Raw genomic sequence first — 15,649 nt, 5'->3', positions numbered from 1 at the left:
TCAGGCATACTCGTGCTGACTCAAGGTGTGAGCCGGCTGGTATTTAAGCGATCCAACTATTGATGCGAGTCGGCCGTTCAACTTTAACCAAACCAGCGTTGCCTCTAGGCAGCGCGCTTTCACAGCGAATACTTTCCAGGAGCTTTTGCCCACATGCATGACCAAGCCATTTTGACTCTAGCCGGCATCGGCATCATCAGCATACTGTGTCAATGGATAGCTTGGCGGGTTAAGCTGCCGGCCATTTTGTTTTTACTGGTGGCCGGTATAGCGGCAGGCCCCGGCACGGGCTGGCTGAATCCGGACGAAACCTTCGGAAATTTATTGTTGCCCATCGTTTCGCTTTCGGTTGCGGTGATATTATTCGAGGGCAGCCTGACCTTAAAAATCAAGGAAATTCAAGGTCTGCAAGTCGTCGTAAGGCGCCTGGTCACCACCGGCGTATTGGTAACCTGGATTATCATCACCTTGGCCACCCATTGGCTATTGGAGTTTTCCTGGAAACTGGCGTTTTTATTCGGCGCCATTACCGTCGTCACCGGCCCTACCGTGGTGGTACCCATGCTGCGCACGGTACGCCCCACCGCGAACGTTTCAAAAATCCTGCGCTGGGAAGGTATCGTGATCGATCCTATCGGGGCTTTTCTCGGGGTTTTGGTGTTTCAGTTCATTATCTCGGAAGCCGACAGCCAAGCCATAGGCCAAACCCTGATTCTGTTTTTCAAAACCTTGTTTCTCAGCACCTGCATAGGCGGCTTGGCCGGCTACGGTTTCGGACAACTGATCCGACGGCATATGCTGCCGGAATATCTACATAACATCGCCGCGCTGGCATTGGTTTGCGGCGTTTTTGCGGCAGCCAACGAAATCGAGCATGAATCAGGCCTGCTGGCCGTCACTGTGATGGGTGTTTGGCTGGCCAACATGAAACAGGTGCCTACCGACGATATTCTGAACTTCAAGGAAAGCCTTAGCGTGTTACTGATTTCCGGCCTGTTTATCATCCTGGCCGCCAGAATTAACTTCGACTTATTTATGGCCATGAGCTGGAAAGCTGCCGGCGTATTTTTGATTATTCAATTCATCGCCCGCCCGGTAAAGGCCTTCCTGGCCACTCGCGGCTCCACCCTCCGCTTTGGCGAAAAAGTCCTGATCGCCTGGATAGCGCCGCGCGGCATCGTAGCCGCCGCCACGGCAGCCGTTTTTGCCCTGCGATTACAGGAACACAGCAGGGAAAGCCATGGCCTGCACACCCATCCCTACCTAACCGATCTGGAATATCTGCAAGCCGATTTATTGGTGCCGTTGACATTCATGGTCATCATCGGCACGGTGGTGCTGCAAAGCCTCACCTCGCGCTTTATCGCCGTACGCCTTGGGGTTAGCGAACCTGAAGCCAAAGGCATTTTGGTGGTGGGCGCCAATTACGTGGGCCGCCAGATTGCCGTCGCCTTGCGCGACTGCGGATTCGAGGTATTGATGGCGGACACCAGCTGGGGGCATATCCGGGCTGCCCGCATGAACGGCCTGACCACCTATTTCGGCAACATCGTTTCCGAACACGCCGACCAACATCTGGAATTAATCGGTATCGGCCATATGTTAGCCTTATCCGAGTATCCCGAAATCAATCAACTGGCCTGCCAGCGTTATCGAACAGAATTCGGTCGCCAGGCGATTTATTCCATACCCCACGAAAACAACGCCGCGAACGGCGGCCTTTCGCAATTCGCCATGCCCGCGGTAGGCAGAACCTTGTTCAATGAAAAGACCAACATCAAGACACTGCAAGCCATGCTTAACGATGGCGCCAAAATCCATAAAACCCTGTTGACCGATCAATACGGTTTCCAACAGTTTCTTGACGATCACCCACAAGACACCGTTACTTTGTTTGCCGTCACCTCTGACGGCACCATCAAATTTTTCGTCGTCGACAACGAGATATCCCCCAAGTCGGGCTGGACAATCGTTTCGCTGGTGTTACCTGAAACCCCAAAAACGGCTAACACCAATACGACCAGCGCGTAACGCCTTTTAAGCCACTACCGCCTCTTATTTTTTACCCTAAAAACGGCGATAATAGCAATTGATATACCAATACATTTAAAAATCATGACCACCGAAATAGCCGCAGAAGCCAACAGACGCCGAACCTTCGCCATCATCTCCCACCCGGACGCCGGTAAAACCACCATCACCGAAAAACTGCTGCTGTTCGGCGGCGCGATTCAGCTGGCCGGCTCGGTCAAGGGCCGCAAAGCCGCAAGACATGCCACCTCCGACTGGATGGAAATGGAAAAGGAACGCGGCATCTCCGTCACCACCTCGGTGATGCAGTTCGAGCATAACGGCACCATCATCAACCTGTTGGACACGCCGGGCCACGAGGATTTCTCGGAAGACACCTACCGCACCCTGACCGCCGTCGATTCGGCCTTGATGGTGATCGACGTGGCCAAGGGGGTCGAGGACAGAACCATCAAACTGATGGAGGTCTGCCGTTTGCGCGACACACCTATCCTGACCTTCATCAACAAGCTGGACCGCGAAGGCCGCGAACCCATCGAACTGCTGGATGAAGTGGAAAGCGTACTGAAAATCGAGTGTGCACCGATGACCTGGCCGATCGGCATGGGCAAACGCTTTAAAGGCGTATACCAGATGTATAAGGATGAGATTTTATTGTTCAGCCCGCACCACGGCGGCAAAATCGCCAAAGCCGAAATCATCAAAGGCTTGAATAACCCGCATCTGGACGAACTGCTGGGCTTGCAAGCCGACGAATTGCGCGAGGAAATCGAACTGGTCAAAGGCGCCAGCCACGAATTCGATCTGAATAAATACCTGCGTGGCGAACAAACCCCGGTATTTTTCGGCTCCGCCATCAACAACTTCGGCATCATCGAACTGCTGGACGCCTTCGCCGAATACGCACCGCCGCCAAAGTCGCGCCAGGCCGAACAACGCGAAGTGGAACCCACCGAAGAAAAATTCACCGGCTTCGTGTTTAAAATTCAGGCCAACATGGACCCGTCCCATCGCGACCGAGTAGCCTTCATGCGCATCTGTTCCGGAAAATTCGATAAGGGCATGAAAATGCATCACGTCCGCATCGGTAAAAGCGTCACGATGGCCAATGCCATCACCTTTCAGGCCGACAGCCGCAAAAATGTGGAAGAAGCCTTTCCCGGCGACATCATCGGCTTGCACAACCACGGCACCATCCAGGTCGGCGACACCTTCAGTCAAGGGGAAGCCCTGAAATACGGCGGCATCCCCTACTTCGCCCCGGAATTATTCCGCCGCGTGGTATTAAAAGACCCGCTGCGCGCCAAAGCCCTGCAAAAAGGTTTGGTACAGCTAACCGAAGAAGGCGCCACCCAGCTGTTCAAACCACTGAAAAATAATGATTTGATTCTGGGTGCGGTCGGTATTCTGCAGTTCGACGTCACCGCCAGCCGGCTGAAAAACGAATACAACGTCGAATGCGTCTACGACGCCTCGCCGATCAACACCGTGCGCTGGATCAGCGCTAAAAACCCGGCCAAACTGGAAGAGTTTAAAAACAAAGCCTTCGAAAACCTGGCCGAAGATGGCGGCGGTTTTTTGGTGTATCTGGCCAGCAGCCGGGTAAACCTGCAACTGACAGAGGAGCGTTGGCCGGATATTACCTTTAGTGCGACTAGGGAGTTGTAGGATTAACGGTCGATCCGTTGGACACCAAGAGTCTGTAGGCTGTGATGAACAACGTGAATCCCAGCTTTAACCCCATCATTGCTGGGTTTCGCTTCGCTCTTCCCAGCCTACGCACTTAGTCTCAATGAATAGAGGGAGTATGAAAAGAATAGCGGTTTTCGGCAAACCCGGCAGTGGCAAGTCCAGGTTGAGTAAAAACCTGGCAGCCGTTACAGGTATACAATTGCATGCATTGGATGCGGCTGTATATAAACGAAATGGCGATCGGGTCGATAGACCAACCTACGATAGAGAGCACGATAAGATACTCTCGTCCGAGAGTTGGATTATTGACGGCTTTGGCCCCATCGACTCGTTTTACAAGCGGCTGAATACGGCGGATACTTTGATTTATATAGACTTACCCTATATTGCCAGTTATTGGTTAGTCACCAAACGATTGCTAAAAGGACTGGTTATTGAACCCGAAGGTTGGCCTGACGGTAGTTCAATATTGAAAGGCACTTTGGCAAGTTATAAGACCTTAAAACTGTGCCCAAAGTTTTGGAACGGCGATTTTATGAAGAAACTGGAAGCCATATCCACCGGCAAATCTTTATATGTAATCCGGTCAATTTCTGAGTTAAATGAATTTGTCGAAAAAAATGCGGAATTCCAGGCCCGTAGCCAATAGTGTCAGGGAAGGCTATCGCGTACCCTGACCTACCAAACTTCCGCGTCGGCCAGACTTGCCTTAAGCAGGCATGGCGATCGCCCGCTGCGCGCTTGGCCTGAGCCGGCCTCCCAGCAATACGAACAAGCTGGTTAGGTCACGTTGCCGCGATAGCGGTTACGTGACATTTTATGGATAGCAACTCTAATATTGTCAGGGAACGCTATCGCGCACCCTGACCTACGAGACTGTCCTGCCTTGTGTAGACATTGCCCGTTCCTAATGTAACAGCCACCCTTGTAGCCGCTATCTGATTTTATTCCGCCAACAGCGCTGCTATCGCGGACTTTGCATTACACTGAGCTACTGCTTCTGCAAGCTGAGATTCATTCAATTTATGCTTGATAGCCTGGCTGCCATTGAATTCAAAATCCTGATACTGCTTTTTAGCAAAGGTAACAATCTGACATTTTTTGAATGTCGAATTTTCAAATGGCATTTCTGTAGAACTTAATGCTGCAATGCCTTCCGAACTAGGCGCATAAATTAAGAATTCACCCTTCATCGCGAGTACAGCACGATATTGGTTTGCAGTAGTGAAATATAAATAGCCTACCTCAATCTGTTTTTCGCTTAACCCTACATGTTTAATTTTCTTGTTCTTTTTCATACTTTAAACAAATTGTTGTTCGTGTATCTTACCGGTTGGATTTAACACGGCGTTTTGCCATTATACAATCGGTATGCAGCCCGATAGGTTAGGGAACGCTATCGCTCACACTGACCTACAAACGCGCAAAACCCGACACAATCGACGGCACGCAACGATTAGTCTTGACACAACAAGCCCGATGCGAGGGCTTGTTCTTGGTCTGCGAAAATGGCCATGGCGGTTGCCATACGCTTGAAACCCAGGCGGCGGTAAAAAGCTTCGTTGCCGGCCGACGCATATAAAATGATTTTTCTGTGCCCTTGGGAAAACGCTATCAACTTGCTAACGATGGCTTTGCCGATGCCCGAGCCTTGATAATCGGGAAGCACGGCGACGTCGCACAGGTAAGAACAATCGACCCCGTCGGCCAAGGCTCTTCCGGCCCCCACCAGCTTGCCGGTATCGAAGACGAAGCACATATAGCGGCTGTTCGAAAAAGAAATCTGTAAGTCGGCCGGTTTTTTGTCGCCGAGCGGAGCAACCCGGTAAAGTTGCGATAACTCTTCCCAGTTGGTCTTTTCAAGCGAATATACCCATTCCAGTTCCAAAACAACCTCCCGAAAAAGTCAGATAAACCTAGTAGGCGGGCAATACCACCGACAGCAGTAAAACGCCAACCACTCTAATACGCGTTAAGACTGTTATATCCGCCAAGAAGCCATAGTTTTCGGCAACCGGTCGAAATCGTCAATCACTTGGATGGTGTGAGATACATCCCCAGCCCAGCGCCACAGTACCAAATTGTGATTATTGTCCGCACAACCCGGCGCGAAACTGCGCACCTTAATCCCGACAAAACCCTGTGCCTGCAACTGATCTGCGATTGCCCAAGTGGGTGGTTGTCGCTTTTGCCATGCCATTTCCTCCCAGGCGCAGGCCAGATTTTCCTGCGTGTAATTCAACATTGCCAATGTTTGTGGATCGGTCAAATCGGCAATCTCGCCGCAATCGACCCGGTAAGCCACCAGCGTCATGGGTTGCGACTTAAACGGAAAGCCTTGCTGCGCTTCCATCCAGGCCGTGGTAATGTCTAACGAGGTGTATAGCGCTGCGGAACCGGGACGGTTGAAGCGGCCGCCGTGCTTTTTGGCACCTTCCCCCGACAACGGCGAGTAGGCCCACATCGGGTGATGGGCTCGATACACCAGACCCGTGAAGCGACTGGCGGGTATTGTCAAGCGTAGCCGCCATCGGCGATGCGTGACAAATAGGCTTTCACCGCCTCGGCCTGCCCTTCCTTGACCAAGTCTTCCGCGGTTTTATCGCCGAATGGCGGTAAGGGTTGCGACCTAAACCAGGCGAAAGCCCGGCCGGTACCGCCCGACCACTGCGCGACCCGGTTGATGATTTCTACCGTGTCTTTCAATCTTGCTTGCGTGCTACGACTCTTCAGGCGAGCGCGTTTGGATACTGCGTCTTGCGACAGACCGGTGGCGGCAGCGAGATCGGTTTGGGTGATATGTAATACTTTTGCCAATGAAGCCGCCATCACTAAGCCGTCATCGGTCATTACTTGCTGTAAAAAATCTAAACCCGCCATGATATGCCTCTTAATATGACCGTTTTTACGGACTTATTATAAGGCATTGCGTTAAGTTCACAAGCCATGCACGATCCACCCAGCAGATCGACATTCAACTACCTTGAGCAAATGAGCAATTAATCTACTATGTCAGCTTTCCCAAAAGATTGCCGTACCTTTCGGGAAGCGGGTATCCAGCGCCGAAATGACTGCTTAAAAAAGTCATCTGACAAAGTAGAATTAATGAAACGGTATTAGCCGCAAATAATATAAAGGAGCGGAAGATGAACAAAATCTTTATTTCCTATCGCCGGGACGACAGCGGCGGTTATTCCGGCCGACTGGCCGATCGTTTGGCGTTAACCTTTGGCGACCAGCAAATTTTCAGGGATTTTGACGACATCAGCCCCGGGCAGAATTTTGCCGAATCCATCCAGGCCAATTTATCCGGTGCCGATGTGTTTCTGGTGGTGATCGGCCCTCACTGGTTACAGGTTACCGACGAAAACGGCCAACGCCGCCTGGACGATGCCGAGGATTTTGTGCGGATGGAAATCGAAACCGTCCTGCAGCGTGACATTCAGATCATCCCGATTTTGGTCAACGGTGCGCAGATGCCGCACATGGCCGAATTGCCGAGCGGACTTGCCTCGCTGGCCTATCGGCAGGCGGTTGAATTGAGCGACAGCCGCTGGGAACAGGACGTCGGCAAGTTGATTGGTTACATTAAAAACTACGTCAAACCGATTAAAAACGGTTCACGCCTGCATCGAATGATCATTTATGCAGCCACCGCCCTGCTCGTCCTGGCCGGTACGGCAATTTGGCTAAGCCGGCAGCCGGCGGATTTTTCCGGGCAATGGTATTTTGATGGTGGGGATTATTTATTGATTACCCAGCAAGACAAACAGGTTAAAATCGAACGCATCGATGTCAACATGCAAAACGTTTTCGAACGCGGCGAAGGCTTGGTAGACGGCCGCCGCTTAATCTTTAATCTGGAGCCGGTTTACAGCGACCGCTTTAAACACCGCGGCATGGTCAAAAAATCCTGGGACGGCCAAACCCTGACCGGCGAATTGATTGAAGTATTTTCCGATAAACACGATGCTTTGCTGTTGGAAAAGCGGCCGGGCGCTCAAAACGACGGCTAATCCAGATTATACAGGCACATGTGATTGAAAGCCGCCGATCGCGGGCAATCGATAAGTTGATACCTGCATCCGCTGACGTAGCGGCAACCAAAGCTAGCTCGGCTTGATTGCCGCCATTGCCGCCATAGCCACCACCAGCTCGACAGGCAATTGCAAGTCAGCGGCGATGTATTCCGGGCGGGTTTTTACCGGTTGCAGGCCGGCGGTTTGCAAGGCGTTTTGGGCCTGCTGCTTTTGCGCCGGGAGTTTTTGACGGCATTCGGCGACAAAGCTGTTTTCCAGTCCCAACATTTGCGCGATTTCCGCATCGCCGCGACCGGCCTCCAGCTGTTGCACGCAGGCTATGCGGTTTTGGAATTGCTGAATATCGGCCACGCTAAAGCCCGTTTGCCTGGCTATGCCGGCGGCTTCTTTCTCGGCGGCCAGTAAAGTCCAGACACTACGGCGGTCGGCGATCAGGGTTTCTTCCAGACCTTCAACCACATCCTCCAGCAAACCGAAGGCTGTAGCGACTTGCTCCAGCGTGTCCCCATGTTGTAACGCCTGCCTGGCCAGCAGCAACTTTTGCAGTAACTTTACCTGCAATGCGGTTAAACCGGTCAGTTCGACCACTATTTCCTGCGCTTGATCGTCCAGCAAAGCCCGCTCGGCTTGTAGTTTGTCGGCGAGGCTGGACACTGCCGCCGCGCTCAATTCCGGCACCAATTGCTCCACCAGATCGACCGTCATGCCGCTCAGCAGCATGCGGCGGGCCGAACTGAGAAATGCCTTGTCGCGGCCCACGGCGGCAATGTCTTGGTTGAGCTGCCGCACATAACTATCCATGGCGTCAGGCGCATTTGGGTCCAGGCCGGCTTCCATCAACAGGTCACAGCGCAATTGCTCGGCCTCCGCCAGCGTCTGTTTCAGTTCATTAAAGGTTTGCCGGTCGCCTTTAATGTACTGGTTGATTTTGCCCAGGTTTTCCTTGAAGTAATTATTCATTTCCACAGCATTTTTCATCCGCAAACCCAGCTCTACCGCCGCCAATCCTAAACCGATGCTGCCGAGCTTTTTGCCGGCTTTCATGAACTTGGTAAACTTGGACGCCTTGGCTAGTTTGCTTGCTTTGGCCAAATTGGCCAGATTTTTACCCGAACTGGCCGCGCCGAGTATTTTGCCGCCGGCTTGTCCGGCTTTGGCGGCCCTGCCGGCGTAGCGGCCACCCAAAAAACCAACCGTTAAAAACAGGCCACTGGCGGCAAAAGCGGCGGTGGAGGTGAAATTTAGCGGATCGTAAACTTCGGCCTTCAACATCTCGTATTCCCGATCCTGCTCGCTCTGTTCGGGGATGGTGGACACCGTCAGGGATTTACGAATTTCCTGCTCCAGAAAGCTGGTTTTTTCTTCCATTTTGCCCAAGTCCGCTGCAACTTCGGTTAACTGCATATTGGTAGTGGCAATCTCGTTTTGCAGACTTTGTAAGGTATTTTTAGCGTCTTCCACCTGTGCTTTCAGGTCATCGGTGGCAAAGGGGGCGGTCAGAAAAAACGCATCGAGAGACATGGATTTACTCGCTAGTGACGGATTGTGAGGAATGCAGCGCCTGAATGGCGGCCAAATCCAGGTTGGTTATAAACCGAACCTCTTCCGGGCTGGCGCCTGCCGCCAGCATACGCCGCGCCGTGCTTATATCCGCATTGGCGGCGGCCTGTTGCAAATTGGCTTGATTGCGCTGTGCTCTGATTTGCGCAATGCTTTGTTGTGGGCAATCTTTCCGTAACTCGGCAATGGCTTGCTGAAAAGTCTGAATGGCATCCTGAATTTCCTGATTGGCGGCCCGCAGCTTGCTATCCAGCGGGCGTGATTTCCGCAGGCGCTGCCGCAGAAAGTCGCGTTCTTTTTTGGCTTCCGCCGGCGCCCAGAAAGCATTACCGAGGTCGAAGCTGATAAACCCGAGCGCGCCGCGCAGCACGTTTTCGACGTCTTGCATGGTTTTGCCGACTGCGCCGTCCGCGGCATTCCAGGTGGCGTATTTCAGATTTGGAAAACGTTTTTCGGCGGCATTTTTGCCGTGCTGTTTGTCGAAGTCTTCGCTCAAGGCTTCGTATTGTTGGCGTACCTCGGCCAACCTGGGTTTCAAGGCCAGAAATTTTTGCCGGCCTTCAGCAATGGCCGCATCCAGCTTGGCGGCTTCCGCGCGCAATCCGGGCAATTCCGGCGCATAGGTTTCCGGTTTGGCCAAGCCGGGAATGTCCTTGGTCACGATGCGGGGAATATCTTTCGTGACTATTCTGGGGATGTCTTTAGTTACCAGCTTGGGAATATCCTTGGTCACCAGGCGCGGAATGTCTTTGCTGAAGATCTTGCCGATTGTTTTCCAAATCATACTCGATAGTCCGGGTAATGGAACAGGTTAACTAAACGGCGTTGCAAATAAGCGGGTTGACCGCAATCAGGTCCTTGCGGCTTTGTATGTAGTTTTCCGGCAGGCCCGTAATGCTGGCGACAGTTGCTACCGGCGTTTGTTCGGCCTCGGGTTTGTCCTTGTCGTTACACAGAATGCGCATGGCGATTTGCTGTACCGCTTCGAATTTACCTGCCGACTTCAAGGCATCGTCCAAGGCGGCCAGCAGCTCTTCATCGGTGCTGACGCCCAGTTCCAGTTTCAAGTTATCCAGTTCCTGACGCATTTCCCGGGTTGCCGTGCATAAATCGATCACCATGGCGGTGGTCTGATTGAACCAGTCGTCCAATTTGGGCAGATTTTCGATCAGCGATGCCCGTAATTCCGCTTCGCTGTCAAGGGTGCGCACCAGCGACCAGATCCCGAACCCCAACGAAACCACACCGCCGGCTACCGTTAATGTCTTGGATAGTTTACTGATTTTAGCGGCTTTGGCGGCATCGTCGGTGACACTTAACAAAGCAACGGTGGCGTTGGAACTTTTGGCTGCCGCGGCTGCTTGTTCGGTGGCCTTGGCGACTTTGGCCTTTTGCCAATAGCGGATTACGCTGAAACCGGTACCACCGATGCCCACCAAGGTTGACATCAAGTCATGTATATCCCAAATGGTGTCTTCGACGGAAGCCGCTTCCAAACCCAAGTATTCTTTTGTGACATTAGGGTTCAGAGAATCGATCAGCTTGTTTAAGACGTCGAACTTGGAAAATATCTGCGAGTAAGTGGCAAATACCGCTTCATACTGGTTTTTAGTGCTGGCGAAAACATCCAATAAGGCCTGGTTCTGCCCCTGGTATTCCAGAAACTTTGCCTTGAGTTCGTCCGTGCTTTTACGTTGCAGCTGATTGGGCGGAACAGCAATAATCCCGCGCACGCCGGCCGGCACTGATTCATAACAGCTGTTACAAAAACCGGATTGGTTTTTCCCGATACCACAAAAATCGTTTTCGTTCATCCGCGAATTCCTTTGAGTGAGTTATTGCTTAGCATCCAGGCAAACCCTGTTAAACGCGTTGTTTGACGGTAAAGCGCAACAAGGCCAAGCCCATGACATATAATGGCAACGCCGCTGGTAGCGGTACCGCGCTTAATTGCACATTATCGATGCCGTAACTCGACCTTTTGTGATCGTCGTCCGGCAGCAGATTGAGATTGATTGCCGTCATTTGACCGATAAAAGCCGACAAGTCCGCCGTGATATTGAAATCGAAGAAACCACCGGAGAGGGGGGTGATGATACCGATGCCCTGTCCGCCCGGCGTGGCGGAATCGAAATAACGACTGATTTCGTACACGGCGCCGAACGGTTTGCTGCCAATGGCGGGCGCTTGCGCGGAAAAGGTTATCACGTCGCCCTGAAACAAATTCCCGCCGTTGCCGGTACTGTCGTTAGTGGGCGCGAAGACTTTGATATCGGCGCTGAATAAGGCATTCTCCGCGCTGATCAATAAGGTTTGTTTAAATGTCAGAGCTTGCAGGCCTTGAATATATAGGTCCGTGTCGAACTTCAAATACGCATCGCCGGCATTACTGGCAATGCTATAGAAATTAGCCGGGTCGCCGCCGCCGAATGAAGAAACGCTCCAGCCGTTAGCGCCATTGCTAAAGTCGCCGTTAACCAAGGAAGCTTGGCCGGGAATACTCAAAGAGGACAGGATCAAGTAACAATAAAGTGTCATGTTTTTCATCATTCATTCCTATTTTTGGGTCGATTCACCACTACCATGTTCAGAATGGACGACCGATATTCAAACGCGTATTCTTGAACTTGGCCCCATACTAACCTCAATAGCCATTACAAATAAATGCTAAATTGCCTGGGGTAATAGGATGCTATTTAACACAACCGCTCACCGGTCACGCTCTATACTTGCGCGCATCCAGCTGATATTTTTTCAATTTGCCGTATACCGCTCGCAGAGTTAACGCCATCGCCGCAGCCACTTGTTTGATGTCGCCCTTATGCGTTTGCAGCGCCTGGATCAAAAACGTCTGCTCGGCTTCGCCCAGCGTGCGTTGTTTAAAGGCGTTCCAATCCGTAACCGCATCCGGTTGATTTTTCCGGTCCAATTCCAAATTTACCAATTCGTTGCCTTTACAAAACAACACGCTGCGTTCCAAGGTGTTTTCCAACTCGCGGACATTGCCGGGCCAGTGATAGGCGCGAATCTGCCCCATCACTTCGCGACTCACCGTCTCTACGTTTTTGCCGTACTTATCGTTCAGGCGTTTCAGAATCAGCTGAACCAGATGCGGCAAGTCCTCCGGGCGTTGCGCCAACGGTGGAATCCATAACCGCACCACATTCAGGCGGTAAAACAAATCCTGCCGGAACAGACCCTGTTCGACATGCTGCTCCAGCTGCCGATTACTGGCGGCGATGATGCGTACATCCACGCTCAAGGTATGCTTGCCGCCGACCCTTTCCATTTCGCCTTCCTGCAATACCCGCAACAAGCCGGTCTGCGCGGCGGGCGACAGGGTATCTACCTCGTCCAGAAACAAAGTGCCGCCTTCCGCCCGTTCGAAAAAGCCCTGATGCACTTCCACCGCGCCGGTAAACGCTCCCCTCTCATGCCCGAACAAGGCGCTTTCGATCAGATTTTCCGGTATGGTGCCGCAATTGATGGCTACGAATGGCCGATGACCGCGATCGCTCATAGCATGTACCGCGCGGGCAATCAATTCTTTGCCCACCCCGGTTTCTCCGCTGATAAGCACCGTCGCCCGGGTCGGCGCCACCACTTCCACATGTTGCAACACTTTTTGCATGGCCGGCGATTTGGCAATAATCACCGGCGCAGGTTTGACGGCGTGCTGCTTGGGTTTGCTCCACCAGACATTGCGCATTCGTTCTTCGATTAAGGAATGCAATGCCAGCATTTCCGCTTTGACATCCGGCTGATCCCGGCGGCGGTATTCCAAACCGGGCTTATCTTCGGCCGCGCCGCAATCGGTATGTATGCAGACTTCACAACCACCGTCTTGGCGGGCAATACTTTTTTTGATCTCCACCTTGGCATAGCCGAAGTTGCGCGCCGCAATACCGCCGAACACGCTGGACGTCATCCGGCACAATTCGGGAAAATTAGTGACGCCATCCCCGAACGGGCAACGGCTGTTCACCACCGTAATGGTGCTATTTTCCACCGAGGCCAGGGAAAAATTTCCGCCAATTCGGTTCTTCAAGCCCAGAATCAAATCGATATAGCTTTCCCTGTCCAATTCATGCTGTTTGCCGTATTCGTCGCGATAAGTCTGCTCGAAGTATTGGCCGGCGCTTTTGGCGATGCGCTCGATCAAGGATTCGCAATAACCGCCGCCTTCCTGCTCGCAAGCATGCATTAATTCCATGATGAAGGTTTGCAGAAAAAACACCGGAGAAATCTGGGAAAAATCGCGCTCGTTCATAGCCCTACTTTTTGAAATTTTATTTCACTCATTGAAACATAATTTCCATTAAACCCCAAGCCATAAACCTGCCATCGTTGATTTTAAAGGAAAAAATCCATCCTTAAGGTTGGCCCCGGATATGCAGGGTAATATGGATAGCGGCGAATTATAAGCCGCTCTTGCATACCGCCACATCAGATGGCGGATAACAAAACAGTGTCACTGGAGACCTTTATGAGTGAAAAACCACCTTTAAACCCGCATCCCCTTAGCGAATATGTAGCCTGGGCAGGCAACCGCAACCGCGAACCCATTTTGGGCGTATTGAAAGAAAAATTGCCCAAGGAATCCGGCCGAGTACTGGAAATGGCTAGCGGCAGCGGCATGCATATCAATTTCTTTGCGCCTCACTTCGATCACTTACACTTTCATCCCACCGATAGAGATACGGAAGTGTTCGAGAACATCAAAAAACTGTCATCGGTTCATGCCAACGATAATATCGCCGACCCGGTACATCTGGATTTAACCGAACCGGACAGTTGGTTCAATCCAGGCGACAAAAACAGTTTCGACGCCATTTTTTGCATCAACATTTTCCAGGTGGCGCCGATTTCCATCGCCGACGGCATGATGGAATGCGCAGCACATTTATTAAACGATGACGGTATTTTGTTGATTTACGGCCCCTTCAGAATCGAAGGCCGCTTCACCACCGAATCCAACCAGGAATTTCACAAAACCTTGTCGTCCTACGAAGTACCGGAATGGGGATTGAAAGACGTGGCCGATTTAAAAAAAGCCGCCGCCAACCATGGCATGGTCTTGAAAGAAATCATTGACATGCCCGCCAATAACTTCTCATTAATCTTCGGCCGCGGCTGAAGGAGGTACCGCATGAGCAAAATACTGAACGAAGTTTTAAGCGCTAACCGTGGCTACAGCACGGATTTCGACAAAGGCGATTTGCCGATGCCGCCCGGTCGGCGGTTTGCCATTTTAACCTGCATGGATGCCCGCCTGGACCCGGCCAAATACGCGGGACTGTCCGAGGGAGACGCCCATGTAATCCGCAACGCCGGTGGCCGAGCCAGCGATGATGCGATTCGCTCATTAGTGATTTCGTACAAATTACTCGGCACCCGAGAATGGTTTGTGATTCACCACACCGACTGCGGCATGCAAACCTTTACCAACGACATCATGTGCGATTTGTTGAGCAAAAGCCTGAAATCCGCCAGTGTCGACAGCAGCGGCTGGCATGATTGCTGCGAAGGTCCGGGTTCCACGGACGGAAAATTTATCAACTGGCTCACTATTAAAGATCAAGCAGAGAGTGTCACCGAAGATGTGGTACGAATTAAATCTCATCCGTTGGTACCGGCGGATATTCCGGTCTACGGATTTATTTATGATGTTAAATCCGGTCAACTTATTGAAGTACCTGCCGCGACCGCGGCCGGGCGCGTTGCGTAATGGCCGCGCCAAAAGCAGCGCTGGTGCTGGGTGTGGGCCCGATTTCGGGCCTGGGCTCGGCACTGGCTCAGCGTTTCGCCACCGCCGGTTTACCGGTGTTTATTGCTGGCCGCAGTCCATCGAAACTGGCTTTAGTGGCGGAAGCCATTACCGGACAAGGCGGCGCAGCCACCCCTGTCATTGCTGATGCGACTATAGAAGCCGACGTAGTGCGTTTACTGGCAACGGTAGCCGAAGCCGGCTTTGAACTGGAAATTGCCGCCTATAATGTAGACAGCAATATCCCGGCGCCGTTATTGGACACCGACCTGGAAACCTTTACCAAGTTGTGGCAACAAAACAGCCTGGGGGCATTTTTGTTTGGCCGGGAAGTGATTAAACACATGTTGCCACGGCAACGTGGTACATTGATTTTCACCGGAGCCACGGCATCCTTGCGTGCAAAACCGCCCTTTACCGCATTTGCGGCGGCCAAGGCCGGGGTACGCGCTTTAGCGCAAGGCATGGCGCGAGAATTCGGCCCGCACGGTATTCATGTGGTGCACGCCATTATCGATGGTGTCATCGATGGCGAACGTGCCCGCCGCCAGTTTGCCAA

16 protein-coding genes are annotated in these 15,649 nt (G+C 52.2%); 7 read left to right on the top strand and 9 right to left on the bottom strand.

What is annotated here, in order from left to right:
• Positions 1 to 153: 153 nt before the first annotated feature.
• The 3 genes from M0R33_RS21570 to M0R33_RS21560 all read left to right on the top strand — a co-directional run bounded on the left by M0R33_RS21570 (position 154) and on the right by M0R33_RS21560 (position 4,372).
• The gene (locus M0R33_RS21570; protein WP_292574036.1) at positions 154 to 2,031 is read left to right on the top strand and encodes a sodium:proton antiporter; all 1,878 of its coding nucleotides are present in this window, start codon (positions 154 to 156) and stop codon (positions 2,029 to 2,031) included.
• A gap of 84 nt (positions 2,032 to 2,115) precedes the next feature.
• On the top strand, positions 2,116 to 3,699 hold the full coding sequence (locus M0R33_RS21565) for a peptide chain release factor 3 (RefSeq protein ID WP_292574035.1): 1,584 nt from the start codon (positions 2,116 to 2,118) through the stop codon (positions 3,697 to 3,699).
• A gap of 139 nt (positions 3,700 to 3,838) precedes the next feature.
• Positions 3,839 to 4,372 (top strand): adenylate kinase, encoded by a 534-nt coding sequence (locus M0R33_RS21560; protein ID WP_292574034.1) that lies wholly within the window; start codon positions 3,839 to 3,841, stop codon positions 4,370 to 4,372.
• A 295-nt stretch (positions 4,373 to 4,667) separates the two neighbouring features.
• On the opposite strand, the gene M0R33_RS21555 is transcribed toward M0R33_RS21560, so the two are convergent.
• From M0R33_RS21555 to M0R33_RS21540, 4 genes are all read right to left on the bottom strand, one after another.
• On the bottom strand, positions 4,668 to 5,021 hold the full coding sequence (locus tag M0R33_RS21555; RefSeq protein WP_292574033.1) for a hypothetical protein: 354 nt from the start codon (positions 5,019 to 5,021) through the stop codon (positions 4,668 to 4,670).
• Between the two features lie 158 nt (positions 5,022 to 5,179).
• On the bottom strand, positions 5,180 to 5,611 hold the full coding sequence (locus M0R33_RS21550) for a GNAT family N-acetyltransferase (protein WP_292574032.1): 432 nt from the start codon (positions 5,609 to 5,611) through the stop codon (positions 5,180 to 5,182).
• Positions 5,612 to 5,704: 93 nt separating this feature from the next.
• Positions 5,705 to 6,241 (bottom strand): RES domain-containing protein, encoded by a 537-nt coding sequence (locus M0R33_RS21545; RefSeq protein ID WP_292574031.1) that lies wholly within the window; start codon positions 6,239 to 6,241, stop codon positions 5,705 to 5,707.
• On the bottom strand, positions 6,238 to 6,603 hold the full coding sequence (locus M0R33_RS21540) for an antitoxin Xre/MbcA/ParS toxin-binding domain-containing protein (protein ID WP_292574030.1): 366 nt from the start codon (positions 6,601 to 6,603) through the stop codon (positions 6,238 to 6,240). The genes M0R33_RS21545 and M0R33_RS21540 overlap by 4 nt, the downstream gene beginning before the upstream one ends.
• Before the next feature lie 266 nt (positions 6,604 to 6,869).
• Between M0R33_RS21540 and M0R33_RS21535 the strand changes: the two genes are divergently transcribed.
• The gene (locus M0R33_RS21535; RefSeq protein WP_292574029.1) at positions 6,870 to 7,739 is read left to right on the top strand and encodes a toll/interleukin-1 receptor domain-containing protein; all 870 of its coding nucleotides are present in this window, start codon (positions 6,870 to 6,872) and stop codon (positions 7,737 to 7,739) included.
• Between the two features lie 93 nt (positions 7,740 to 7,832).
• On the opposite strand, the gene M0R33_RS21530 is transcribed toward M0R33_RS21535, so the two are convergent.
• The 5 genes from M0R33_RS21530 to M0R33_RS21510 form a co-directional block, all read right to left on the bottom strand.
• Positions 7,833 to 9,284 carry a hypothetical protein gene (locus M0R33_RS21530; protein ID WP_292574028.1) on the bottom strand — a complete coding sequence of 484 codons (1,452 nt, stop codon included), beginning with the start codon at positions 9,282 to 9,284 and terminating at the stop codon, positions 7,833 to 7,835.
• A gap of 4 nt (positions 9,285 to 9,288) precedes the next feature.
• Complete coding sequence (locus M0R33_RS21525) at positions 9,289 to 10,107, bottom strand: hypothetical protein (protein WP_292574027.1); 819 nt, start codon at positions 10,105 to 10,107, stop codon at positions 9,289 to 9,291.
• Positions 10,108 to 10,138: 31 nt separating this feature from the next.
• Entirely contained in the window at positions 10,139 to 11,137 is a 999-nt protein-coding gene (locus tag M0R33_RS21520; protein WP_292574026.1) for a hypothetical protein, read from the bottom strand.
• A 49-nt stretch (positions 11,138 to 11,186) separates the two neighbouring features.
• Entirely contained in the window at positions 11,187 to 11,870 is a 684-nt protein-coding gene (locus M0R33_RS21515; protein ID WP_292574025.1) for a hypothetical protein, read from the bottom strand.
• 169 nt (positions 11,871 to 12,039) lie between these two features.
• A complete protein-coding gene (locus M0R33_RS21510) occupies positions 12,040 to 13,593 on the bottom strand; it encodes a sigma 54-interacting transcriptional regulator (protein ID WP_292574024.1) in 1,554 nt (517 codons plus the stop codon).
• A 216-nt stretch (positions 13,594 to 13,809) separates the two neighbouring features.
• Between M0R33_RS21510 and M0R33_RS21505 the strand changes: the two genes are divergently transcribed.
• The 3 genes from M0R33_RS21505 to M0R33_RS21495 all read left to right on the top strand — a co-directional run.
• Positions 13,810 to 14,460, top strand: a complete 651-nt coding sequence (locus tag M0R33_RS21505) for a DUF938 domain-containing protein (protein WP_292574023.1) — start codon at positions 13,810 to 13,812, stop codon at positions 14,458 to 14,460.
• A 12-nt stretch (positions 14,461 to 14,472) separates the two neighbouring features.
• Positions 14,473 to 15,051 carry a carbonic anhydrase gene (locus M0R33_RS21500; RefSeq protein WP_292574022.1) on the top strand — a complete coding sequence of 193 codons (579 nt, stop codon included), beginning with the start codon at positions 14,473 to 14,475 and terminating at the stop codon, positions 15,049 to 15,051.
• On the top strand, positions 15,051 to 15,649 hold a 599-nt coding region (locus M0R33_RS21495; protein ID WP_292574021.1), incomplete at its 3' end, for an SDR family NAD(P)-dependent oxidoreductase. The genes M0R33_RS21500 and M0R33_RS21495, both read left to right, overlap by 1 nt.

Origin of the sequence: Methylomonas sp., from assembly GCF_023228165.1 — a bacterium.
GTDB lineage: Bacteria > Pseudomonadota > Gammaproteobacteria > Methylococcales > Methylomonadaceae > Methylomonas.
This window is presented reverse-complemented; position numbering and strand designations above follow the sequence as displayed.

Bases quoted from the DNA above. Each gene is read 5' to 3' on its own strand.
- M0R33_RS21515 (WP_292574025.1), bottom strand. From the start codon at position 11,870: ATGAAAAACATGACACTTTATTGTTACTTGATCCTGTCCTCTTTGAGT.
- M0R33_RS21525 (WP_292574027.1), bottom strand. From the start codon at position 10,107: ATGATTTGGAAAACAATCGGCAAGATCTTCAGCAAAGACATTCCGCGC.
- M0R33_RS21520 (WP_292574026.1), bottom strand. From the start codon at position 11,137: ATGAACGAAAACGATTTTTGTGGTATCGGGAAAAACCAATCCGGTTTT.
- M0R33_RS21500 (WP_292574022.1), top strand. From the start codon at position 14,473: ATGAGCAAAATACTGAACGAAGTTTTAAGCGCTAACCGTGGCTACAGC.
- M0R33_RS21560 (WP_292574034.1), top strand. From the start codon at position 3,839: ATGAAAAGAATAGCGGTTTTCGGCAAACCCGGCAGTGGCAAGTCCAGG.
- M0R33_RS21530 (WP_292574028.1), bottom strand. From the start codon at position 9,284: ATGTCTCTCGATGCGTTTTTTCTGACCGCCCCCTTTGCCACCGATGAC.
- M0R33_RS21570 (WP_292574036.1), top strand. From the start codon at position 154: ATGCATGACCAAGCCATTTTGACTCTAGCCGGCATCGGCATCATCAGC.
- M0R33_RS21540 (WP_292574030.1), bottom strand. From the start codon at position 6,603: ATGGCGGGTTTAGATTTTTTACAGCAAGTAATGACCGATGACGGCTTA.
- M0R33_RS21535 (WP_292574029.1), top strand. From the start codon at position 6,870: ATGAACAAAATCTTTATTTCCTATCGCCGGGACGACAGCGGCGGTTAT.
- M0R33_RS21565 (WP_292574035.1), top strand. From the start codon at position 2,116: ATGACCACCGAAATAGCCGCAGAAGCCAACAGACGCCGAACCTTCGCC.
- M0R33_RS21555 (WP_292574033.1), bottom strand. From the start codon at position 5,021: ATGAAAAAGAACAAGAAAATTAAACATGTAGGGTTAAGCGAAAAACAG.
- M0R33_RS21505 (WP_292574023.1), top strand. From the start codon at position 13,810: ATGAGTGAAAAACCACCTTTAAACCCGCATCCCCTTAGCGAATATGTA.
- M0R33_RS21510 (WP_292574024.1), bottom strand. From the start codon at position 13,593: ATGAACGAGCGCGATTTTTCCCAGATTTCTCCGGTGTTTTTTCTGCAA.